The organism is Thalassolituus sp. UBA2009 (genome assembly GCF_002335285.1).
GTDB classification, from domain to species: Bacteria; Pseudomonadota; Gammaproteobacteria; order Pseudomonadales; family Oceanobacteraceae; genus Venatoribacter; species Venatoribacter alkanivorans.
Genome location: NZ_DDCJ01000105.1, coordinates 1 through 22,744 on the forward strand (window position 1 = coordinate 1; position 22,744 = coordinate 22,744).

The 22,744-nt window shown below is 52.8% G+C and carries 19 protein-coding genes; 2 read left to right on the forward strand and 17 right to left on the reverse strand.

The window, feature by feature from the left end; genetic code table 11:
• Positions 1 to 133 precede the first annotated feature (133 nt).
• Entirely contained in the window at positions 134 to 919 is a 786-nt protein-coding gene (locus B3P58_RS13530; RefSeq protein ID WP_286718213.1) for a site-specific integrase, read from the reverse strand.
• A gap of 606 nt (positions 920 to 1,525) precedes the next feature.
• Between B3P58_RS13530 and B3P58_RS13535 the strand changes: the two genes are divergently transcribed.
• Positions 1,526 to 1,924: an SPOR domain-containing protein gene (locus B3P58_RS13535; protein ID WP_286718216.1), complete on the forward strand. Its 399-nt coding sequence runs from the start codon at positions 1,526 to 1,528 to the stop codon at positions 1,922 to 1,924.
• Between the two features lie 52 nt (positions 1,925 to 1,976).
• The gene (locus B3P58_RS13540) at positions 1,977 to 2,576 is read left to right on the forward strand and encodes a hypothetical protein (RefSeq protein WP_286718219.1); all 600 of its coding nucleotides are present in this window, start codon (positions 1,977 to 1,979) and stop codon (positions 2,574 to 2,576) included.
• A gap of 19 nt (positions 2,577 to 2,595) precedes the next feature.
• On the opposite strand, the gene B3P58_RS13545 is transcribed toward B3P58_RS13540, so the two are convergent.
• The 16 genes from B3P58_RS13545 to B3P58_RS13620 form a co-directional block, all read right to left on the reverse strand.
• Positions 2,596 to 2,994 carry a DUF4150 domain-containing protein gene (locus B3P58_RS13545; protein ID WP_286718222.1) on the reverse strand — a complete coding sequence of 133 codons (399 nt, stop codon included), beginning with the start codon at positions 2,992 to 2,994 and terminating at the stop codon, positions 2,596 to 2,598.
• A gap of 30 nt (positions 2,995 to 3,024) precedes the next feature.
• Complete coding sequence (locus tag B3P58_RS13550; protein ID WP_286718225.1) at positions 3,025 to 3,567, reverse strand: DUF3540 domain-containing protein; 543 nt, start codon at positions 3,565 to 3,567, stop codon at positions 3,025 to 3,027.
• Positions 3,564 to 4,634 carry a pentapeptide repeat-containing protein gene (locus tag B3P58_RS13555; protein WP_286718228.1) on the reverse strand — a complete coding sequence of 357 codons (1,071 nt, stop codon included), beginning with the start codon at positions 4,632 to 4,634 and terminating at the stop codon, positions 3,564 to 3,566. Before B3P58_RS13555 ends, B3P58_RS13550 begins: the two co-directional genes overlap by 4 nt.
• Positions 4,635 to 4,659: 25 nt before the next feature.
• Positions 4,660 to 7,242 carry a DUF2169 family type VI secretion system accessory protein gene (locus B3P58_RS13560; protein ID WP_286718230.1) on the reverse strand — a complete coding sequence of 861 codons (2,583 nt, stop codon included), beginning with the start codon at positions 7,240 to 7,242 and terminating at the stop codon, positions 4,660 to 4,662.
• 2 nt (positions 7,243 to 7,244) lie between these two features.
• A complete protein-coding gene (locus B3P58_RS13565) occupies positions 7,245 to 10,115 on the reverse strand; it encodes a contractile injection system protein, VgrG/Pvc8 family (protein WP_286718232.1) in 2,871 nt (956 codons plus the stop codon).
• Positions 10,116 to 10,323: 208 nt separating this feature from the next.
• Complete coding sequence (locus B3P58_RS13570) at positions 10,324 to 11,337, reverse strand: hypothetical protein (RefSeq protein WP_286718234.1); 1,014 nt, start codon at positions 11,335 to 11,337, stop codon at positions 10,324 to 10,326.
• 188 nt (positions 11,338 to 11,525) lie between these two features.
• Positions 11,526 to 11,711 (reverse strand): hypothetical protein, encoded by a 186-nt coding sequence (locus B3P58_RS13575; RefSeq protein WP_145468740.1) that lies wholly within the window; start codon positions 11,709 to 11,711, stop codon positions 11,526 to 11,528.
• A gap of 27 nt (positions 11,712 to 11,738) precedes the next feature.
• Positions 11,739 to 12,557: a hypothetical protein gene (locus B3P58_RS13580; RefSeq protein WP_286718238.1), complete on the reverse strand. Its 819-nt coding sequence runs from the start codon at positions 12,555 to 12,557 to the stop codon at positions 11,739 to 11,741.
• Positions 12,558 to 12,878: 321 nt separating this feature from the next.
• Entirely contained in the window at positions 12,879 to 13,541 is a 663-nt protein-coding gene (locus tag B3P58_RS13585; protein ID WP_286718241.1) for a hypothetical protein, read from the reverse strand.
• A 98-nt stretch (positions 13,542 to 13,639) separates the two neighbouring features.
• Entirely contained in the window at positions 13,640 to 13,948 is a 309-nt protein-coding gene (locus B3P58_RS13590) for a hypothetical protein (protein WP_225692712.1), read from the reverse strand.
• Between the two features lie 55 nt (positions 13,949 to 14,003).
• A complete protein-coding gene (gene tssA / locus B3P58_RS13595) occupies positions 14,004 to 15,131 on the reverse strand; it encodes a type VI secretion system protein TssA (RefSeq protein ID WP_286718291.1) in 1,128 nt (375 codons plus the stop codon).
• Positions 15,132 to 15,342: 211 nt separating this feature from the next.
• Positions 15,343 to 19,503 (reverse strand): type VI secretion system protein, encoded by a 4,161-nt coding sequence (locus B3P58_RS13600; protein WP_286718243.1) that lies wholly within the window; start codon positions 19,501 to 19,503, stop codon positions 15,343 to 15,345.
• Between the two features lie 6 nt (positions 19,504 to 19,509).
• Complete coding sequence (locus tag B3P58_RS13605) at positions 19,510 to 20,199, reverse strand: DotU family type IV/VI secretion system protein (RefSeq protein WP_225692710.1); 690 nt, start codon at positions 20,197 to 20,199, stop codon at positions 19,510 to 19,512.
• Between the two features lie 92 nt (positions 20,200 to 20,291).
• Entirely contained in the window at positions 20,292 to 21,722 is a 1,431-nt protein-coding gene (tssK, locus tag B3P58_RS13610; RefSeq protein ID WP_225692709.1) for a type VI secretion system baseplate subunit TssK, read from the reverse strand.
• A gap of 6 nt (positions 21,723 to 21,728) precedes the next feature.
• Positions 21,729 to 22,217, reverse strand: a complete 489-nt coding sequence (locus B3P58_RS13615; RefSeq protein ID WP_286718248.1) for a hypothetical protein — start codon at positions 22,215 to 22,217, stop codon at positions 21,729 to 21,731.
• On the reverse strand, positions 22,214 to 22,744 hold a 531-nt coding region (locus B3P58_RS13620; protein WP_286718251.1), incomplete at its 5' end, for a type VI secretion system baseplate subunit TssG. The genes B3P58_RS13615 and B3P58_RS13620, both read right to left, overlap by 4 nt.

Sequence of the window (22,744 nt, forward strand, 5' to 3'; positions counted from 1 at the left end):
TATTATAATCTCTTTGCAACATCTAAAGATGTTACACTCAGCCCTCCTGCTAAGGAGATATATGATAAGTACAGGTTGATTTTCAATCCCATCTAGCACTCATGGTTAATGGAGGCTTTCCACCCCCCCCCATTTATTGCTTTATTTCCCCTAATAGTTTTAGGGCGTCACTTATTTGCTCCTCAGGAGGCTCTTCATAGATCAATGTCGTTGATGGATTTACGTGTCCTGCTATTTTCTGGGCAATTTTTACAGATTTCTTCTGTTTATGAATGACGTTGGTTATGAGCGCTCTTCGGCCACTATGCGAACTGGCTTTTTCTATACCGGCCCAATCTCTTAACATTAACGCCATGTGTTCCTGAAGTGTGTTAGGAGAATAGGGGACGTTCTTTTGTGTGATAAACAACGGTGTGGAAGGCTTAAGCTTTTCACCCTTTGCCAAACGAAAATATAAGTAATCCACAAGCGACTTTCGTAGTGCAGCATCCACCATGGGTAAATCGCGGGATTTTCCACGGTGTTTTTTGACAGGTGGATAAAAGGCTGCAGGATCAACATCGGCGCCGGACTTGGAGAGTTTTTCAATCTGCCGAACTACCTGGTTGAAGCTTTCAATATTAAAGCTGATCGTTTTGCGCTGGTATTGGCTTTTCGAGCGTTTCATAGCGTCAGCACCTTTGGTATAGGCCGCCGGCAGACTCATGACTTCCAGTAACTTGAAATCCGTACCAGCTTGACTGACTTTGGCTACTTCTTTGATCTGTAGGAGTGAAATCTCTTGGGCACGCAGTCCCAGCTTAAAGCTGATCTGCATGATGGCCGTGTTCTTTTCAGGGTGCCGGCGCTGCCGAATTACGTCGAACAGGTATTTTTGCTGATCCGGCGTGGGGACGCGTGCTTGGCCTGACTTCGGCATAAAGACCTCAAAAGTGGGGCATATAAATAATCCGTAATAATGTTATTTTAACGGATTATTGTGAAATACGCCCTACGAATGGCGTGATTTCTGAAGAAATCCCCATCATCTGAGCAGACTGATAGCTCGCTATCGGATCCTTCAAGGCTAATACGGCTGGGGGGTTCATCTGGACTTCATGGTGAATTACCGTTAGAGCGCCGATAGATATCTCCCGCCTAATCACTCCTTGGTGGCCATTCGCTGAACCATCAATGAATCGTATACAAGCCTGTAGGTTGCTGAGGCAATGGTTGTGGTGAGCTCACCTTGAATCAGTGGATTTTAGGAGAATTTATATGGCTAAAGGCGGCTAGACGCGCTGGTCAACGGGTTTAGCACTTTTTGTGATTCTTTAGTGTTTGTTGTGGAAAAGTTTAGCACTTGTTGTTGTCGTCCAGGACGACAGGCGGTCCGCATTTTACGCTTATACGCCTATTCCGATAATATCAATTATCGGAAATATAAAAGGTCGTTTGCACAGCCCTTCATCTGCAAGTAACCTCTGCACATACTCTGGAATGGAATCAGGAGTCCTTTCTGAAAGCATTTGGCCTGATCGTTATATTGCTGACCGCAGCCGGTGCCGGACTGACCCTGTGGCTTCCCGATTATCCTGCATCTCCTGCCGCATCTTCACTCAAGCCGCGTCCGGTCACCAATGCTGAGCTGTCCTTGTCCGGCCAGTTATTACCTGACTCTGCAACCGGCGCAGATATCCAATATGGACTGCAGCTGTATATGAGCAGCAGCCCTGCGGTGATTGAGGCTGAATTAAAGCAACTCGAAACTGCAGCGGTTAAGCTGCCTTTTACGCCTGTTGTATTCGCCGTCAGTGAAGATGATCGTCACTGGCTTATACTGGCAATTGGCCCCTTTGCGGAGCGCCCGGCTGCGGAACAGCTGCAGTACTCACTGATGGTTCAGGGCCAGACTCCCAGACTTATCGCCTGGCCGGCGGACTGAAGCACGCTGCGCCAGCCCGTTCAGAGAATCAGTACAGGACAAGGAAATGCCGATGAAAACACCACCGCCACTGCGGAATTACCAACAGATGGTGCGGATTGTCCGCAGCGGAGCGAACAGCTCCGGTTTTACCGCCGTTCCTTACCGTTTGGCTCAGGCTTATGGCTCTGAAGCTCCTTCGCCTGCTGATGTGCGCCTGCGCAGCCTGGATGAGTCAGGACTTAATCTGCGTACCAGTCGCCAGCCAGAACCCGCAGCAACGGATAATTACTTGCCGGTACGTGCAAACAGCACGCTGTTTCACCAGCTCCATGCTCAGGATCAGAGCTATCTGAATGGAATGGCCCCACCACAGACTGGCAGTCGCAGAGACAGCTATCCGGGTACTAAAAGCCGGGGCTATCTGAACAGTGATGCGCTGCCCGAGAGTGTCATTGCGGCAGCACCGCAACCGCGGACAACGCATTCCGAATCTGCACATAAAGCGGGAAATCTGCAGGCTGAACCCACAGAGACCTCACAGCCTCAGCCAATGGCACCTGTACAGTCTGCACACCCTGCCCCAAAAGCCGGAAAACAAACCCGCCTGCCTCTGGTACAGGAAGCGCCTCTCGATGGCATTCAGGGCGTGGGGCTGGATTTTTCACTCTGATCGCCAGCCACTGCTGGCGTCAGCTGAGAATCATGACCTTGACCTGTGATGGCGTCAGTGTTGTGCCAACGGTATTGGGCAACTCGCCATTATGAAGGCTGGGTGAAAGCATTTTAGTCGCAGGCATTACCATTTTGTACACCTTGAAACTGCCCAGTATATTTTTAACCGGCCCCATCATCATGCTGGAAACCACCCCCATCAGAACCCCTGCCTGATCACCATTAGACAGCGGCACCGTGGTCAATAAATTGTGATCCGGCATAGCTACCGTATACATATTAAAAATATTGGGAATGGCTGTAGAAGACATTCCGATATTCGGATATGGAATAGGCGTAATAACCGGCCCAATCGGTGTTTTGCAAACATCCAGTGCTGACAGATGCATTGCCGGACTTTGTGTGGTGGCAAACATAGTATTCTCCTGTTTTAAATTGAGGCGCTGTCAGCCCATATTGATGCGTTTGCCATCGATACGTACATCTTCTTCGGCTGTAATTAACTGCTGCTTTGCATTCAGGCGCAGAAGGCCGCGGGCGGTCAGATTCATATGACCAACCTGTTGGATCAGATTTTCACTCTGTTGAATAAGTGCACCGGAAAAACAAAAACTCCCCTGCTCTGCAGCAACCGACAATGTGTTGACCGAAGTCAGTTCCAGCGTATGCCAGGCACTCAGCTTCAGTTCGGGAGCATGGATATACAGCGGCTGATCACTTTCGAGAGACAGAGGGTGGGAAGCGTTATCACTTTTTTGGCGCTGCAGTATCTGAGTGATGAAAAATTCCGTACCGATGCGGACAAAATAAACCAGATCACCAGCCTCCGGTTTTATTAATAAACTGACGGCCTTTTGCGCCGTGAAATGCTGATCGATAATCCACCGGTCATTGCCAGCATCAATAGCGGTAATCACCCCGCTGTAGGCGTTTTCCAGTGGCGTCGGCTGATACTGATGGTTCAGTGGAAATTCTATACAGGGTGTCATGCGCTTACTCCGTAATCTTCCAGTTGTTTGTCCAGTTCCTGCTGATCCGGATCGGTCAGTAATAATTCAGCGGTGTTGCTGCCATTCCAGCGACAGCTGGTTTCTTTGCCAGCATGCAGATTGGTCCGCAAAAGCTGGACATTGATAAAATCACAGTGCTGCAGTTGCGAGTAACTCAGATTGGCGTAGCGCATATCGCTACCGGAAAAATCAACTTTGCTGACCACTGCCAACTTAAACCAGGACTCCGTCAGGTAGCTGTTTTTAAAGCTGGTTTCACTCAGTTCGGCTTTTTGGAAATTAGCATTAGCCAGGTGTGCACTCGTAAAATGACATCCGCTGATCTGACTTTCGATAAACAGTGCCTGATTCAGATTGCAATCAGAAAAATCCACTTCCGCCAGCTGACATTTAGAAAAATTCGAATTGGCCAGATCCGCCGCACTGAAGCGGATGCGGGCAAACTGACTTTCAGTGCAGGTACAGGCCCGGAAGCGTATGCCCGACAGGTCTTTGTCGGTGAACCGGCATTGCAATAACAAGGCTTTTTCAAAGCTGACATTTTTCAGTGTGATGGTGGAGAAGTCGCTGTTCAGCCAGGAAATATTATTGAAGTCGCAGCGTTCCAGTGTCATGCCGGAAGTGTCAACTTCAGACAGATTGACCGCATGAAAGGTACAGCCACTCCAGACACTCTGACTCAGATTACACTGGCTGAAAGTTGTTGCCGTCAGCTTTACCTGCAGCCAGTGACTGAGACTCAGGTCGCTTTCGCACAACGTACTGCTGCCGCATTCCCCTCGCCATTGACTGTCATTAAAGATGCAACGGACAAAACTGGATTGTTGGATTGTATTATCAGTCAATTGTGAGTGGCTGAAATCACACTGAATAAATACCGTTCGGCTAAGATCGCAACCGGTCAGTTGAATAGCTGCAAAAGAACAGTCAATAAAGACCGCTCCAACCAGGGATATGTCTGCCCAGGATTCTCCGGCCAGATCCTGATTCATAATGGTCTGGCCGCTGCTGATCAGCGTCTGAATCGATGCCAGTTTATTATTCATAGTACCTTCCCTGTAACAATGAGAATCAGATTAATGATGGATCAGGGCGCTGATCCATATGTTGGCGTCTGCTGTCATGAAATATTGCTTCCTTAGTATTGCAGTGCCGCAGCTGCACCTCACTCAGATCGGCGGCTGTAAAATCTGTACCAACCAGCGTACAGCTGCTGAAGAAGCTTTTCTGACAATCACAATGGCTCAGATCAGCGTGGCGCAGCAGGCAGTTATGCAGCAGTGAATGACGCAGGTCGCTGTGATTCAGCTTTGTTTCTGACAGATCACAATCCCTGAATACGGCATCGCGGATACAGCTTTGCTGCATATTGAGTTTACTGAATCCACAAATGTGCCAGCTGCTGGCGGTAAAAATGGCATGATTCAGTTCACCTTTGTTGCTGAACTGAATTTTCTCTGCCTGACAGCCGCTGAAATTGATATGGTCGGCCTTAATATCAATCATCAGGCAGCGATTGAGCTGCGCACGTTGCCAGTTTGAATGTTGCAGCTCAGCCTGAGTGAAATTCGTTGCGCTTACGGTTGCATCCTGCCAGTCGCTGGCCGGTAACTGCGCCTGAATAAACTGCCCTTCCCTGCAATGGGTCTGCTGAAAGAGACAGCTATTCAGCGTGGCTTCGGCTGCAATAAGACGATTAAGGGTTGCACCACTGAAATTGCAGCTATGCAGTTTTGCTGCAACCAGTAAGGCATGGCTGAGATCTGCGCCGGTAAAAACCGCATCATGCCCCCGCGTTCCTGATAAATTAGCGCGCTGCATGCGGGCATTACAAAAGCTGGCATAAGAGATATCAGCCTCCGTTAAAACGCTGCCATCCAGAATACAATGATCGAAGCAGCAGCCGCTCAGATCAGCCCGCTCCAGCATCACGGCAGTCATATCCTGTCCGCTGAAATCCAGACCGGCCAGATCGCCACCGGCAAGGTCACGCCCGGCCAGAGATTCTCCGGCATTCAATAAATCGACAACCCAGTCCCGGATCATCCGGGCACCGCTTGCGGGAAGAGGTTTGCTGAGCGCAGTGCATTCCGGAGCCTGTTGCCGTGCCTGGCGCTGACTGTTTTTTTGCAGGTTTTCCGCCAATTGCAGTTGTTCTGAAGTGCTGCGCTGACTGGCAGGAGGTGTCGCGGCCATCTGCTGATCCGCAGGCTGCGGCTTAAACGGGCTGAATACCCGCTGTCTCATTTCGTTTTCTGATTCGGGGGCAAGGTTCTTCTTATATTGGCTGGCCTGCATCTGCTGCTGTTTGGCATCTTGCCGGGCTTTTTCTGCAAGCACTTTGGCTTCATCGATATAGGGAGATAAGTCAATGTCGCCACGATCAACCAGTGCCTTGGGGATCGGTGCAGACTCTTTGGGATCATCAGCCAGTACTTGTTCGCGGATTTTATTTTTTTCTGTTTCGGATAATGGCTTATCGGCCAATATGTGTTTAAGCCAGTTCTGTTTTTTTTCCTGAACCTGAGCTTTGGCTTCAGCATAGAGCTGTCTGACTTCTTCCTCTTCGGCTGCATTTTTTTGTGGCAGCAGCTGCGACTCATTAAGAATGTGTCCGGCAGCGGTTTCAGGATCGGTTTTTTGTTTCAGAACCTGCTGGTAATACGCCACCGTGCGGGCCGGGTCATCGCTGTGCTCATAAGCCAGTAACAGCTGGGTAACATCAAGCCCCAGAGAGTTCTGAACGTGCAGCGTGCCACGATAAATCACCACGCCTATATCAAGATCAGGGAAAAACCAGACGGTATCGATGGCCGTGGCTACTTCATGGAATTCAGTTTCGCCATCAACAATCTGACTAACAAAAGCACGGGCGCGTAATTGCGGCAGATGTCCCTGAATAATTGCTGACTCAGGATGCATGCCCTGTATCTCAAATGCTTCACCGGGAGAAAAGAAACCTTTAATGTGCTGGTCCTCACTTGCTGCATTAAAGAAAAGAGGATTGGTATCCAGCGGGAAACCCGGATGAATATTATCCAGCCAGCTTTGGTCAAATGTACCGTGAAAGCGGCTGCGCTGAGGCTGCATAACATCCAGAGGTCCAAAACTGACCGGAGTTCTGGGCGCGCTATCGGCCGCTGTTTTTTCATCACAGTGATAAATATTCGGCAACTCGAAGAACCCATCTTTGGGGCGGTTTTCTTCGCTGATAATGCCCTTGCCTGCCGGGTTTTCGCTGAATCCGCTTCCGCCATAAGTCCGGCTGAAATCCAGTGACATGGAATGAAAAGGCCTGGGCGCACTGGCCTTGCGCAAAAAACGTCCGTTCCAGCGGCGATCACCAATTATCTGCAGTGTTTTTTTCAGTTTGCCTAATGATGCGCTGACATTCATTCGCGTTACCGCATCTGCGTCTGGCGCATAAGCGTTACCCGCCAACAGCATTTCACCACAGGGTTTGGCGTAGCCCATATCCAGAATCAGCCCGGATGATAATGCCGGGTTAAGCTGAGACCAGCCCTGAGCTTCGGATATAAAGGTACGTGGATTTTTCAGGCTGAAAAATCCGACCACGCCAATCGCCAGCGTGTGACGATGAAAGTGGTAGGTATTGCAGACCAGACTGAGAGTGCGGGGTTTGATAATTTGCATAATCAGAGAATGGCCTTAATGCCGTTCAGTATTTCTGCCTGGGTTTCACTGATTTTTGCATGGGTGCAAAGCTTCATTTGTACCTCCGCCGGCGCTTCCTGCATTTTGATAACCGAACCTGCAGTGATTTCATTCAGAAAGGTGGTACTCAGATTGTTTTCGGTTTTGAGCTTGGTTCCCATGGTTGTTTCTATTTCAATCACCGAAGCAAGTTGAGTTGCAATATTCATTTTGCTGCCAATAAAAGTATCGATGGATGAGTTAGCACCTATCGTTGTTGAGATGTTGCTGCTGCCGGCCAGCTGCGTCGTTATGTTGCTTTTGACACCGATAAAGGTTTCCGTAGTGTTGCTGGCACCAATGGTGGTTGATGTTGAATTGGTCGCAGCTAACTGGGTCGATACGGAATTCTTGGCACCGATAAAGGTTTCAACGGTATTGCTGGCACCAATGGTGGTTGAGATATTGTTACTGGCAGAAAGATTGGTGGCGATACTGTTACTGAGGCTGAGGTTATTCTCAATCCGGTTGGATGCACCAATATTGGTTGTGATCGCATTACTTAATCCAACCGAGGTGGATATTTCATTGCGGTTCCCTACCACGGTCGAAGTATTGTTGGTATCCCCCGCGGTTGTTGTGGTTCCTGTGCTGTTCCCCGTCGTGGTGTTGGTGTTATTACTGTTGCCATTGGTTGTGTTTGACGTTGTTGTATTACCGGTTTGGCTTGAGGTGTTGTAGTTGTCGCCAATATGCGCCGATTTATTAACCACCTTACCTACGGTCTTTGAATTTGAAAAAACCATTGCCGAGGTATCATCCCAGCCAGGGGGTTCCGCCCCATTGCCACTTAAATTTACGGACCGCCCTTTAGTGTAATTCTCGTTATAGCTGTCTCCCGTGTTTAACTGGTTGGCAATATCGACAATGGACTGCTCGGGAATATGGCCGCCGATAAAGCTGGGATTGTTCAGATCCAGGGTGCCGTCATACTCTCCTGTGACCGAGCGGTTAACGCTTTTTCCTGTGCGGGAAAAACTCTGGCTGGTGCCGGTATGGCTTACACCATAACTGATCAGGGCATGGCTTTCGTTATAACTGCTCCCCTGTGAAACCGATGCGCTGAGCACTCCGGCATCCGCATTGTCACTCAGCGACAGGCTCCAGCCTCCGCCTTTGGAATAGCTGCTGTTACCGTACAACGTGCTATCCATACCGGTTTTATCATAAGCACTTTCAACCAGCGCCGAAGCCTGAGATAAATCCGTCGCGGAATTATGGCCATAGCGGATGCTGATGCTGTCACCATAGCTGGTTGAATAACTGCTTCCCCATGAGCCGTTTACCTGCCATGAAGCATTGCGCCTGCCTGGTGGGGTGACGGTTTTTGAACCATGAGATGACAACACCTGCTGCAACTCTGGCTGTTCGCTTTCACCATCCCCGCGACCAATAGTGACCAGTGAATTGATTTCAGGAACCGTCTGCGAGGTTTTGGAAAGCGTGACCCAGTACTCTTTGCCGGTTGCCAGGCGCACAAGACAGCCCCGCGCCTTGCTGATGTCTCCATCAAAGCTGACCTGACCATCTTCCGGCTGGAAATTACTCTTATTAACAAAATATGAACTGGCCGGAGGCGTATGCTCAATCACCTTGGCAATAACACTGCCCTGGTGAGTGTTCTGCATTGAAAATGGTGTCAGCAGGGTTTGCTCAAGTGTTTCATTACCGGTGTACAGTTGCGTCGCTTCAACACTGCCGGAGTAAGGACCGGTGGCACTCATTTTGTGCTGAATTTTGGTGACGATAAACACTTCGCCACTGAATTCAGGTCTGCCCATACTCCCCTCGTCTGGCACGGGTTCCCAAAGCGAAAATGAATACCCTGGGCTGAGTAGCGGACTGGTAACGTTACCGGTCAGAGTGCCTGCTTCGGTCTGGATTTGCTGACAGATTTTGGTGAACTGACCACGCGCCTCATCAGTATCTGCACCGTAATCATAATAACGGTAACACTGATATTCCGTATTGCCGTGGGGTTGATTATCAATCCAGGGGGTATTGTCGCTGATGGCCATTTTGTTGGTATCCCAGGCAGCCTCTATACGACTGAGCATGGTGCGCACCATGGCTGGCATCATCTTGACCGAATAGCGCAGATCGCAGAATAAATCGCCCTGTTGTAATCCCAGTTTATCAATCGAAGTGTAGGTATAACGCAGCGGTAGCGGACCTGCCTGATATCCGGGAATAGACACTTTTTCGGTGGTCGCTGTTGTGTTTGAAAAGACCAGCGTCAGCTGATCTTTTTCATGAATAAAGAAATAATGGATACAGAATTTAGCAATAATCCTCTGGATAAAATCCATATCCGTTTCGCCAGCCTGCAACCAATCCTGGATGCGGGTCAGTGTCAGACTGTCATCAAAGTCCAGCTTTAAGCGGAAACGGTTATCCAGCAACTCCTGCGCAAAGACCTCTTTCAGAAGGTCACTGATATTGCACTGGGTATAGATATGATAACGATTGCGCAGGCTCAGAATCTGCAGCGGCGATTGCACCGTCAGGGTGTAACAACCCGGAGCGGCGAGAGCCAGTTCGGTAATCAATCCACGGAAATAACGACGTCCCTGAATGCAAAGCCTTGCCCAGCGACCGATATAACGGCCATCAAGCACCGGACCGCGTTCAGGTTGTTTGCTTGTGTCGTCAGCACGTAATTTCACCGTCATCTGGAAAGGCTGCGAAATACCTTCCTGCCCCTGAATGGACTCAACCCGGAGGTGCTGCTGATCAATACTTTCCAGTGTCCGGTCGCCTTCGATCAAAACGGAAATGGCAGGTTGTTCGCTGTCCGTTTTTTCTATCCACATTGGAGGGTGCTGCGATGTCATAAGAAGCCCGTGCCGGTAAAGACGATAAGGCTACATAGCAGGATCGGTGCCATGGATGTTTGTCGTTCAACGCAGGAAACAGCGCCAAACGGATCACTTTGGTGGGGGCATGACGCGACAGGCGGGTGTTTTTTGACCCGGAAAAATGCCTCTTTGTCCCGGAGATTTTTTCTGTTGCAAACTCAGTTCAGGAGCGATTGGAACGGAATGGCTGAGTGAAATAGCTGGTCGCCTCTCTTGCGTCCTGATCGGAATGTATGGCAGATCGTTTTTTTCGTGGCCCTGGCAGAATATCATTTTTTTTCGAAACATAGCCGCCACCACTCACTGCATTTTTATGCTGCCTTCTTGTGTCTCTTACCGGCGAAGTGCAGCGCCCATTCGCCAGACGCCTGTCCTTCGGCAGTTTTTGGAAAAAACTCTGCATATGGGTATCGACTTCCTGTTGTTCGTTTGTCGATAGTCGTTGGTATTGATCTTCAACCCTGGCCTTCACCTCCTCACGATTTTGTTCCCAATGATCTCTTACATGCTGTGCTTTGAGCTTGCGGATATTGGGGGTTTTTGACGCCACTTCTCCTGGCGCCATACTTGCGACGGCAAAAGCACCAAAAGTAACCGCTGCAATGCCTGAGGTTAAATTTTTATTCTGTAATAATTCAACGGTGCTTTCCCGGAGCAGATCATGTGCAGACTTCTGCCCTGACTGCTTTACACCTGAACCAGAATGTCCTGCGCCACCGCCACCATCCCGCCTGGGAACCGAAAGCACCGTTTGGGCGGTATCTGTACGCAAGCCGTCACCGGCATGCATTACCGTGCTGACATTAGCTTCATAAAATTTTTTGTTGCGTAATGGCTCTGGAGCGTTTGATCTGAACTGGCTGATCCCTTTTTGTCTGTGCAATCGGGCAGTCAGATGATTAGCACTGTCGGTTGTCAGCCCTGCTTCGTGATACCCCGAACTGAAACTGTGCACTGTTGGATTGGATGGAACCCGGAAATAATTTTTTTTGCTGAGGCGCCCCGTTAAAGCGGCATTGACATCAACAAACCCTCGCAGGGTTTGTTGTGATGATGTCAGTGTTCGGTCTCTCTCTATTCTGTACCTGTGCGCCCTGCGCGGTTTCTTTATCGCTCTGATCGGCGCTACTGTGTTTGAATTTGTTGTCGCACTGTGCGGTCTCTTTCTTGATGGCATATAGCACCGACCTCAACTTTTCCGAACAATCTGTTTTCGGCCAGTTGTCTTATGACGGACTGACTCAGATTTTCTAGCTGAGTCAGTGTCATGCAGCTGTTGGTGGTTCACAGTAGTCATCAATCGGGGCGCGATATATCAGCTCCCCCAAGACTGAATCCAGGACACCAACCCCCGTTTCTGATTAATTACTTTTGCCGCTTTGCTGCCTGCTCCTGCGCATGGCTCAGCGCGGTATAAAAAGTCGCCGCCCCGAGTGCTGCCTGGGTCAGGTGGTGACGCCTCAGTGCCGGACTAGAAGCCAGGGCACGAAACCCCGATTCCATCGTATGCTGAAGACTGTTCTTGGCGATATCCCGGTTTGTTGGCCACATAAGTATTCCTTTGCTCAGGTTATTAAATTATTCAGCCGGATGCTGCGACTGAGGGGCTTGTGGTGCTGGCGGATGGTTGGCCGCTGATGCCATCGGTGATGGATCAACCGCCGGGGCCGACGATGCTGCCGCGGCAGCATGCTGAACCCGGGGAACCATATCTGCTACTGACGGTGTACGAACCCGTTTATATCGTCCGATAACCTGCTGGTGTTGAGGGTCGTGTATTGGCGGCGGCACTTCGACACCCCCTCGTACATAGCGAACAGGATTGCCGCTCCAGGTCGGTGGCTGAGACCCCTGATCGGGTTCGGCCTGTGGCGCGAATAAGGCTGCATTATGAGTCTGATGACGGATTTCCTGCGAGGAGACCGAACCAAAATACCCCCCACCCTGGCGCTTGGGATCGAATATCTGACTCATATTCATACCATCAAGGCTCTGCACAATGGGCAGGCCTTTTTTCAGATTAAAATTCAGACCGCCTTTACTGGTAACGCCAAACATTCTCCGGCGTTCTTCGGCGGTCTGACTGCTTGAACTGCCCAGTGAGCGCGGCGGTGGTTTCACGTCCTGATATTCCTGATAACCCGCCATGTGTTGTTCGTATTCCCGCTGATGAGCAGAAAATCCCCGGGTTGTTCTCCGGATGTGTTCTTCACTCAGACCTCCGCGGGCCCGCGACAACATCGGATCAACCATATCATTCACTTTCATCGGCAGTTTCGCACCACCGGTTCCTATAATTCTGCTGCCATCGGTCCCGCGTTTGTTCTGATTGGATATCGAGCGCATAACGTCAGCGCGCGCACTGTCGATACCGTAAGCCAGTGTACCGGCCGGCAACTGAGAAACCAGGTGGGCGGGAACCCCTGTTACCGGTTTTGACTTAGGTTTGCGCCCCCTGGCTTGCGGCGGTGGCATGCGCGACGAGCTCGCCACAGTGGCCCGTGAGGGCCCGGATGGTCTGGCTGATGGCGCCGCCATGGCACTCTGTGCAGTGTTGGTTCGGCGTGAAGATGAGCCACCTTGCGGCGCAGTCGTTGCAGTGGAACGCGGCGGACGTGGCTGGTTAGTCCCAGTAGAACCACTTCCGCCATTGTTGGGTGAGCCAGGCATATCAATCCCCCTTTTCAGGCTGTGTTATATCGGCTACGGAGTGCAACATCAGTCGGTTGCCGAGGTTTTAAAACCAGAAGGCACTGAGCCTCCGGCCAGTGCTTTGAGCCGGGGCGAAACCGGCTCTCCCAGCTCGTTCAGTGTGTCCCGGGTGTGTTGAGCAATCCGGAACGACACCGGGCTGGGCGAGCGCTTGCCACCTTTTTTGGTTGGCGGCAGCAAACGTGCATCCTGACGTTCGCCAATCGATGAGTTATTACTGGAATCCCCCAGAAAGAAATTATCGGGCGCGTGGTTAGCCATGTCGGTTGTCGCATCAAGAGCCAGTTTTTGCTCCTTTGCGGTCAGTGCCTTGGGAGACGGGTCGGTGGCACGTTTGGCCAGCATCGTTACGAATTCTTTCCGGCGTTCGAGCTGCACTTTGCGTTTGAATTTGGGGCCTCCCATTGCGTTTGTCAGGCCGGTAAATGAAGCCAGGATCTGATTGCGCTTAGCAACAGGCAGACTGCTATCTCCGAGTTTATCCAGCGTTAGTTTTGAGATGGTGCGGAAACGCTTGTCCGATACACGATGACAAGCGGCAATACCATTGGGCAGGCGCCCGGCACCTGCTATAACCTTCCCGGCCCGGGCACGGACATTCTTGCCGACATAAGAAGGAGCGCCGGCTGATTTGGCCGCCCGCAGCGACGCATTACCCTTGCGGGCCATGATGTCACTTTGATTTTTTTTCCCCATACATCACCCGTTCTCATTATTAATGGCATTGTGGGTTTTAATGGTTTTGTCGGTGGTCACTGCCTGCCGCTCTACCCGCCCCGACCATGAGCCTGATACGTCAGGCCCCGGGTATTTTGGGAATGATCGCGGGCATTCATTCGATAGGTATTACCGTTGCGATCGGTATGAGTAATAGCCCCCAGTGCATTACCATGCATATGGAAGTTGGTAACACTGCCCCGCCGTTGTCTCGGTCCCCGCTGATGCTGCACGACCTCCATCTGTGTACGGCGGTTTCTGCTGATGATGGGGAATTGCCGGTGTGCATCCCCAAGATTCCGGCCGCCGCGGCCAATCATTGCCTGCATTTGTTGCGCATTAACATGAGTCTCTGGCATATCCCTTCTCCTTGCTCTTCTGCTACTACAATCCCTGACTTAAACGGAAAAACCGTTAATTAGCCTCGACACTTAATCCCATTAATTCAAAAATATTCAGCTGTCCGCCACGGTTCAGAAACAGCTCCTGATACAAATCCGGCGCCGACTGCTCGCCCCAGTGGCAGGCGGTATAAATCAGGTATGGCACCGGACTGTGCGGGTCATCCTGCATCAGAAACTCGGCCGCACGGTGCAGGCAGGCAAAAGCATCCGCGCGGTTTCTGATGGGGCCGTCACCGCCGGAGCCGCCATTACCCGCTCCGGACGCATGTTCGCCACCATCACTTACGCCGGAAGAACTGCCTTCATTATTGGTTTCACCTTCTGCAGCGGACAGGCTGACGCCGCGCCGTTTAAGTTCGCCGCTGATCATGGCCAGAATCTGATTCAGCAGCTGGCTTATTTCAGACAGGCTCGGACTGTGGTCTCCGCAGGCATTGTCCAGCCAGGCAGAGAGATCATCGATAGCCTGCAAACCGTCCTGCAGCTGTTCATGCTGGTGCAGAAAGAAACTAACCGGCGTTGCAGCCATATGTTGTTTGAACGATTCACTGCTGGGGCCATCCAAACGCAGGTTATCGGGCTGTTGCCGCTTAAGTTGTTCGTGGCGTTGCGCTGTATCCCAGTCGTTCCAGCTGACTTCGATATCGTCAATCCCGGCCTGAGTCAGCGGAATCAGGCGCAGAGGCAGAGCCAGCTTTTCATTGATCCAGTTGATGGGGTTAGTACGGAACTCAATATCACCGTCCTCCATTTGTGGATACATGGTTTCCCAGTAGGTCTCACACAACGAACGGATCAGAACCGCAGCCGGTGCGATCCCGGCAAAGCCATAACGGTGAATACTGGATTCCATCAGCCAGACGCCCAGCTGCAGATCCTTGCTTTTATGGCACAGCGCACTGAGTGCGGTCTGCTCCACACTTTCCCAGTCGGCTACTTTCAGTTCATGGGTCCAGATGCCCTGCGGCAGGGTCGGATCATCGGCGCGCCGGGCTTCCTTGATTTTGAAATACACACCGTTGTGGCGTACGGACTCACCGACCTGCCCTTCACCGATCGGCGCCAGCAGGTCATCAAGGGAGTAACCGTAAAACTGCTGAATGTACTGATTGATTTCAGCGTTATCTGTCTGTGGCATACGCACGGCGGCATCCTCCGGCAGGTTTCTGAATACTGCATGGCAGCAGCAGGGTTGCTCTTCCCGGGCGCTTCTCAGGTTTATCCCCTGCGCCACACTTTACGCAGGAGATATACGGCAGCGGATTCCTGCGGTTGTGCTTTCCCTGATCTGTTACATGTTTCATTGGCAATCTCCTTTGCGCAGCTGCTCTTCGGGTGTTCCCGGATGGTCAGGTCGGTTTGTGTCCGCCAGATGCTCTGGCTGAAAGCACTTTTGTGTCGTTCCCGCCCTGACTGCCAGGCAATCCGGGTGCCCGCTGTGGCAACAAGGCCGGCAGTAACAGCGCATGACTGGTGCCGTCTGCCGAGCGTGCTGAGACGTTCAGCAGTAGATGCACTTTGCTGGTATAGGATGCGGGCTTACTGTTGTCCGCAGTGGCCGCGGACGCCGCTGTAACCTTCTGCCGTGCAGCAACCGGTACGCGGAATGACAACAGGGTGCGCTGTGCAACCGGGGCGCTTTCTCCGGAGAAGCGCTGCAGCCACTCGAACATGGCCCAGCGACCTTCACTGCTGAAGGTCGCGCTGCGATTGGCAGAGTCAATACTCAGTGGCAAATCGGTGTTGCGGACCGGAGAATATTCTGACCCGGTCGCCCAGCGCAGAGTCAGCGCCAGACGGTTGTCCGGCTTCCAGCTCAGACGGTTATTTCCATTCGGATAAATAACCGCGTCATGACCACTGCTCAGGGTCCACTGGATGATCTGGCGGGTTCCCAGCGACTGCTCTGGCAATGCTGCAAATTCAACCTGCAAATCCAGATTCATAACGCCGTCGGCATCCTGTGCGACATCCCAGAGTGCAGCCAGCTGATCCAGACTGGAGACAAACTCCAGCCATGGGTCCAGCGCCAGTTCAGGCTGAGCATCTATCAGCTCGGCCAGCCCGGTCGCCAGTGGTTTATCTTTCTTCGGCTGCCCCCAGATTTTCCGGTAGTCTGCAAAAAACGCCCGCACAACGCCCGGATCGATGTCGCTGTGCCCTGCCTGATCAGCTGGCGCAAAGGGGAAATGGCCCGCCAGTTCCGCATTGAAGCGCTGAGCAAGTGCCAGATAGCGTTTGATGACGGTATTTTTGCCGTACTGCTCGCAGTAGCTGCGCAACTGGTTATCTATTTCATACTGGCGCCGGGCAAACAAACCCGCGGAGGTGTGACTGAAGGCCGGTGTCGTCAGCCAGTTATTGCAGCCTTCAGCATCAAGCTGGGGCAGCTGCGTGGCGATGAAATTCTCCAGAGAGGCAATCTGATTACCCGGATCTTTACGCTGGTAACGCTGCAGGTCGCTCAATGTCCCCAGCCACAGGCTGGCGGCACGGTCGGTATTGGCAACGCCATCGGTGTCCAGCAGGAAACTCAGCAGCGGTCTGGCGTAATTCTGCGCCAGATACTCAACCCGCAGTCTCTGACTTTGCAGATAACCATCGAGATCCGCCGGATCGGTATAGCTGAATAATGCAGCAGCGAAACTGTCGCTGGCCCACTGAGGGTTTTTCAGCGGCAGGTAGAGGCGGTTCTGTGCGACCAGATTATTCAGTATCTGTAGTTGGTCGCTGATAAAACGACGGCTCGCATTCTGTAACAGAGCCACATTGCCGCTGTCCTGTTCCTGCTGCAATAAGGTCAGTAACTGGCGGATATACCCTTCTGCCTGGCTGAAGCTGGTCAGTGTCCGGCCCAGTTCTGTTTCTGAATCTGTCGCGCCGGAAAGAGGCCCGCGGCTGAAGTCGTGCGGGTGGATCTGTGCCCGGGCTATCAGTTTGCGTATGGTCTGCTGCAGCTGACTGCGCAAGGCGGTGGCATAAAATGGCTGTTGTTGTTTGCCTGCCACGACCGGCCACCATTGTTGCGTATAGGCCTGATAAGACAGCAGCATATCCAGAGCCTGTTCAAGTGGCTGAGCGTTCCACGCAACAACAGCGCCGCTGTTGTCGCCGCTATCCTGCTCACCGGCGATCGTCGGTATGCTTTGCGAAACAACACTCAGGGAACGTAACGCGGCAAACTCTTCTTCCCAGTGTTCCATCTGCGGTGAAAAATCCAGCGGACCGTCGTCTGTCAGCTGAAACAATTTTCCGAGAGGAGCAATATCAAGAGCGGCAATCTGATTACGGATTGCCTCATCACATTCTTTATTACTGAAGGCATCTTCGATGGTGTCCGGGTAGCCGGCATCCAGCAGAACAGTCCGCAAGCTCGCCATTTCCTGCTGCAGACGACCACAGGGGCTGGTTGCTGCACGGGTGTCGATCCACTGGTGTTTCATATAAAGCAGCCAGCGCTGGAAGTCCTGCAAAGAACCGGTCATGGCTGCCGCATTCTTTTGCAGATATACGGCTGAAGACTGACTCTGCGTGCTGACCAGAAAAGCACGTTGTATTGCTGCAACAGGCGGTCTGGTGGCCTGCTGACCGATCATTTTGCGTACATTATTGCTGAGTGTATTCAGCCGGGTCAGCTGTTGTTCCGGGTCAACCAGATCATGTTCATTCCAGTTGATGTCGTAAGCCGTATCGACAATCGCCCCGGCCAGCAACGGGCTGTCGAAGGTGATCGTCGATGGTATGGATGAGTTATACAGATAATCGAGCAGCGCCTGAAACTCGCCGGCCACGCCCTGGTTATCAGGTAATGGACCTGCCAGATAAATCAGGCGTTTCTGGGCCTGCTGGTATTCCCGCAGGTCGGTCATAAAGGTTTTCAGCTCACGGCTGGCCGCTTCCAGATCGTCATCCGCAGAAACAGAATCTTTTTTCAGTTCGGTTGCTTTTTCCTGCAGCCGGCAGTCCATGCCCTGAAATAACAGATTGGGGTAGATACGCTGCGCGACTGCCGCCTTCAGAGAACGCATCTGACCACTCCCCCAGGACGCCGGCAATGAGAGTGTCAGGGGCTGTTCGCTCATTTTGCTCAGACTGCTCAGCAGCCACCAGGTGTTACTGCCACTTTCACTGCAATCGGGTTCTTTCTTTAAAATATCCGCCCAGCTTTTTTCAGTGCTGACGGAATAATGATACAGACGGGTTGAGTCGATCAGCAGTGCCGACAGCAGCGTAAATGCGATGGCCAGTGTTGCGTACTGCGCATGCCGCAACGTACGGTTGGTAGAGAAGCGCCGTTGCTCTGCCGGGTAAGCCAGCAGGGTTTCCGGCCACAGTTTGTGATTCAGGAAGTCATCGGTCAGGGCAACCTCATCACGTACTTTGCCGCTGAACCAGATGCCACGCAGCGGCGGTGCTTCCTGATAGCTGCTGCGGGCAAAAGCAAACGCCAGCACTTCCCGCAGTGGCTCCGCCAGATTCTGAAACTCCAGATCGAACAACATAAAGGCATCAATGCCGGCAATGCCATCACCACCGGCGGCGAGTTGCAGCTGTGCCCTGCGGATACCATCCACTACGCTGGTGAAGGCATCATCGACCCACTGTGGCGAAAAGGCCGCATCCAGGCGGGTCGGATTGGACCAGCCAAACATTTCCTGCGGTCTTTCTTTTGTACCTGCAGACCAGAATTCGTTAAATCCGCGCACATGATCACATTGGGTTACCTGCACATAGACAGGTACGACAAAGCAGGTTTGCTTCTGAATGCTCCAGAGCTGGCGGTACAGAGCTTCGCCCAGCGTTCTGCGGGCAACCGGATCGCTGGCCTGCTGCAGGACTTTGGCAGATATGGTCAGAATCAGTCCGTCTACCGGCCGCTCCGGACGGTAAAAATTGAGCAGATCGACGGTTTGTGTGAAGTGTTTTTCCTGCTCAACCTCAATGATCACTCCCTGATCAAAGAAGTGCCACTGACTGCCCGCCGCAGCCAGCTGCTTTTCACGCGCCAGTAACTGCGCCCGCAAACCAGAGCGGACACTCTGCACCCAGCTGCTTTTGCCGCTGCTATCAACCCCGGCCAGCAGATACCAGGGGGTTTGGTAACGCCAGTCCCGGCGGGTTGTCAGGTAGCGCACAACATCCATACCCTGACGCACCCGGATGCGGTTCAGCACTTGCCAGCCTGTGGGTTGTTGCTCTTCATCCTGTTGCTGCTGACGCTTCTGCGCCAATGCCTGAAAGGCCTTACGGACGGCCTTCAGTGGCCAGCTGAACAGTTTTATGGTGATGTCTGACACCGACGCCACGACATCGCTGCCGGCTTTAAGCAGCCAGATCAGCAGAATAACGAGCAGTGTCAGTAACAGAATCAGGCCAATAAACTGCCACAACGGATCGGTCCAGATTGGCCGCAGATTTTCGATCAGTGGCGCAAAGCGCTCACCAAGTGACATCAGCAAGGCCTGAACGCTGTCCTGAATCTGGTTTAGCAGGGGTTGTATCAGACTCATTTGCTATTACCCCCAGTGGCCTTTGAATGTCAGCCAGATAACCCAGCCAAGCACCAGATAGGCTGCAGCTCCCAGAGCCATCATCCGGTACCACGCTGCCAGTGGTGCAAGCCGGCGTTCCTGACGTGAGGCAAGAACATGCTGATAGGCATTCGGGCAAACCAGACCGGGCTGCGCACCACTGCTGATGCGTTTGAACAGTAATGCGCGGTAATTGCCCAGGCGCTGGGCATCTCCCCGATAGCGCCCGGCGAATCCCAGACGCAGGGCAAACAGATAAACAGAGGCCAGTTTCTGCTCCTGCTGATCCCATGAGCGGTCTGCCAGTAATGCTGCCGCTCCGGTAAAAAACCGCTCGCCGGCAAAGCAGCTGCTGAACACCCGCTCTTCCAGTGGCTGCTCCTGCCAGTGTTCTTTGCCTGGCCAGTCGAGCTCCATGATAAACAGCTCATCGGCCAGTGCGACCAGAACAAACAGTGTCTGCTCTACCCGTTCACACTCTCTTTCTGTCAGGGTTTTGGCTGCGTTCAGCCGGGTTTTTTCGACCCAGCGCTGCAGGCGCAGGGCAACGGCTTCCGTAATTTCTTCGCCACTGGGAGCCCGGTTCAGGTTGAACTGCGCAGCAACTTCGTCATTCAGCCGGCCACTGCGCACCCAGAACTTAACCTCAACCACCTGGCGGTAAAAATCGCTCATCAGTTGCACCGGGTCGCCGTAGTCTTGTGTTGCCGCAGTTGCGGTCGGCTGAAGCCTGTTATCCATCACCAAATCACCAATCCTTTTCTGTGTTACTCGTGGGGAACATGCATCACGATGGAAGCCGGACGACCTTCACTGGCCTGACGGCTGGTACAGGCGATAGCCAGTTTTGCACCGGGCCGTATCAGTGTTTTATTGGCTTTGATACGGAACAGTACGTTGCCATTAGCGGGTACGATGCCGCTCTTTTCGTCGCTTTCTATCTGAACCGCACTGGCACCAAGCAAACGTCGTTGCATCAGTTCTTTATGCACGGTAACCGATGCAATACGGCAGGCTGCCAGCCAGCGGATGGCGCCTTCGCGACTGCTGCCAGAGGCCGGGCGCAGCTCTATCAGCAGGTCTTTTCCTTCCCAAGCCTTGTCGTAGTTCAGTGTGAATACCCCTTCCTGTTCTTCGTCGAAACCCAGCGAGGTGTAATTAAGATTGACCCGCTCCACCTGCTGCAGGATGTAACTCATTACCTTATCGAAGCCGGGCAAGGCGTTGTCGTGGTTATAAATGGGAAAGCGTGGAGGAATGCTGCCCGGGTCGAGTTCGCTGATTGGTCCGGCCATCCGGATCAGCCCCCGGTACAGCGCTGCCGGCGGGGTTTCTGCGGTGTCTGCAAGCTGCTCAAGAGCCGCCAGCTCCTGCACCATTGCGCGAATCCAGCGATGGTGACGGCGGGTAATGTTGTAGCCCAGAGACTCTCCGTCTTCAGACAAACCGGCCAGCTGCCGGGCTTTATGACGGATGGTCAGCGCCAGAGCCTGGCAGCGCTGCTGTAATGATCTGCCCGCAGATGAGGTTTCGCCGGCATGACGAAAGTGATCAGCCGCAATGCTCAGCAATGGCGGAGCGTAATCCGGGTCAAGCTGGGGGTGACCGCCTTCCGGCTTGATCACCCGGAATAAAGGCAACCCGACATAGCGGCTGCTGACCTGATCGCCACTCTGCAATGACAGCTGCGGGTACAGCCTTGGCATAATCAGTTCGTTCTCACCGGTATTTTCATCAACTCTGGGGTGATCACTGCGGCTGCTGTAGCGCTGAATTTCGGCCCGCTCACTGGCACTGCCGGGTACCTGAATCGGTACCGCCAGCTGAATGGTCTGTGCGCCCTGGCCAGGCTTGAAATCCAGTGTCAGGGTAAGCGGATTGTCTTTGCTGGCCAGATGATCAACCAGCAGTCCATCCGGCATAACGGCAACCAGATGGTTAATCACCACCTGGCCTTCGAGCAGGGCTCCGCGATCGAGGCTTAGCTGAGCAATACCCCAGTACGCCGGGTTGATCAGCGATAACTGCTGACGCAGCTGCTCTTCCCAGTAAAAATGATTTTGCTGAAAGTGTTGCGGTGACAGCAGCATACCTTCGTGCCAGCAGATAGGGTTTGGCAGTCTTTGCGGGTAACCCGTTGCTTTCTCACGACTTGCTGGGATCAGTAAACTGGCCTGCCCGGCCGATAAAATTGCCATGGTGTGTTATTCCTGATGCATTTCGATTAACCGGTATCCTTCCCGCTGCAGCAGGACCTTCAGTTGCCGGAATTGTCCGAGCTGAGCAACAAACTGACCTTCAGCCCCCAGATAGTTGGCAAACATCAGAATGTTGCCAGCCCTGCTGTGGTCGTCTGGCAGAGGCAGTGAGGACATAACAGACAAGGGCACGACCTCGGCGCTGACCACCTCCAGCTGCTTGTCATAGCGCATAACCAGCTCCTGTTTGCGGCTGAACCAGTCCGGGCCGCTCAGGTCTGCCAGTAACCGGGCTACCCGCTCATCGCTGATAAATACGAAATCAATGGCCACCGGCATATTGCGGTTGCAGTCGGCACTGGCCTCAATACGGATGCTGCGGACATCATTTAACGGCGACAGGCCGAGTACCGAGCAACCAGACAGTATTACGCTCAGCGCAATCAGCAGATAACAAAGCCCATGAACAGAGTGCCGACCGTACGCCTTGATCATGCTGCTACCCCGACCATAAAGCTGATATCGCGGAATCCCTGACTCTGGGGTTTGTGGCTAAGGAAAGAGGTGACACCCAATGCCATATGCTCCCCCGGTGCAACTTTGCTGCTTAAGCGCAGAGACGGCAGTTGGTTTGCCGGGCAGCGCAACGTAATCCGGCAGTCAATGCGGCAGTCGGTTATGCGCCGGATCAGATCGATCAGCCGGGAATGGCGTGCGCCTCCTGGGGTCAGTTTTTGCACTTCCGCCCAATCCAGTGGGCCGATAACCAGCTCTGTGGCTTTGTGCTGATCCCAGACCCGCTTCCCCAGAGTTGCGCCTTGTCCAAGCCGGCAGCTCTGGCTGTCGCCCAAACGGGAATGATCCTGACTATCTACCCTCAGCCAGCCTCCCTGCAGGGCATTCATGTGCAGTAGCGGCAATCCCAGTGCGCACTGCAGCATCTGCCTTACCATGGGGAGTGACAGGCGGACATTGGCAAACAACCCGGTCAGGCCAAGGTCATAATCACCCTCAGGATTCAT

Bases quoted from the DNA above. Each gene is read 5' to 3' on its own strand.
- B3P58_RS13530 (WP_286718213.1), bottom strand. From the start codon at position 919: ATGCCGAAGTCAGGCCAAGCACGCGTCCCCACGCCGGATCAGCAAAAA.
- B3P58_RS13540 (WP_286718219.1), top strand. From the start codon at position 1,977: ATGAAAACACCACCGCCACTGCGGAATTACCAACAGATGGTGCGGATT.
- B3P58_RS13545 (WP_286718222.1), bottom strand. From the start codon at position 2,994: ATGTTTGCCACCACACAAAGTCCGGCAATGCATCTGTCAGCACTGGAT.
- B3P58_RS13550 (WP_286718225.1), bottom strand. From the start codon at position 3,567: ATGACACCCTGTATAGAATTTCCACTGAACCATCAGTATCAGCCGACG.
- B3P58_RS13555 (WP_286718228.1), bottom strand. From the start codon at position 4,634: ATGAATAATAAACTGGCATCGATTCAGACGCTGATCAGCAGCGGCCAG.
- B3P58_RS13560 (WP_286718230.1), bottom strand. From the start codon at position 7,242: ATGCAAATTATCAAACCCCGCACTCTCAGTCTGGTCTGCAATACCTAC.
- B3P58_RS13565 (WP_286718232.1), bottom strand. From the start codon at position 10,115: ATGTGGATAGAAAAAACGGACAGCGAACAACCTGCCATTTCCGTTTTG.
- B3P58_RS13570 (WP_286718234.1), bottom strand. From the start codon at position 11,337: ATGCCATCAAGAAAGAGACCGCACAGTGCGACAACAAATTCAAACACA.
- B3P58_RS13575 (WP_145468740.1), bottom strand. From the start codon at position 11,711: ATGTGGCCAACAAACCGGGATATCGCCAAGAACAGTCTTCAGCATACG.
- B3P58_RS13585 (WP_286718241.1), bottom strand. From the start codon at position 13,541: ATGGCCCGCAAGGGTAATGCGTCGCTGCGGGCGGCCAAATCAGCCGGC.
- B3P58_RS13590 (WP_225692712.1), bottom strand. From the start codon at position 13,948: ATGCCAGAGACTCATGTTAATGCGCAACAAATGCAGGCAATGATTGGC.
- tssA (WP_286718291.1), bottom strand. From the start codon at position 15,131: ATGCCACAGACAGATAACGCTGAAATCAATCAGTACATTCAGCAGTTT.
- B3P58_RS13600 (WP_286718243.1), bottom strand. From the start codon at position 19,503: ATGAGTCTGATACAACCCCTGCTAAACCAGATTCAGGACAGCGTTCAG.
- B3P58_RS13605 (WP_225692710.1), bottom strand. From the start codon at position 20,199: ATGAGCGATTTTTACCGCCAGGTGGTTGAGGTTAAGTTCTGGGTGCGC.
- tssK (WP_225692709.1), bottom strand. From the start codon at position 21,722: ATGGCAATTTTATCGGCCGGGCAGGCCAGTTTACTGATCCCAGCAAGT.
- B3P58_RS13615 (WP_286718248.1), bottom strand. From the start codon at position 22,217: ATGATCAAGGCGTACGGTCGGCACTCTGTTCATGGGCTTTGTTATCTG.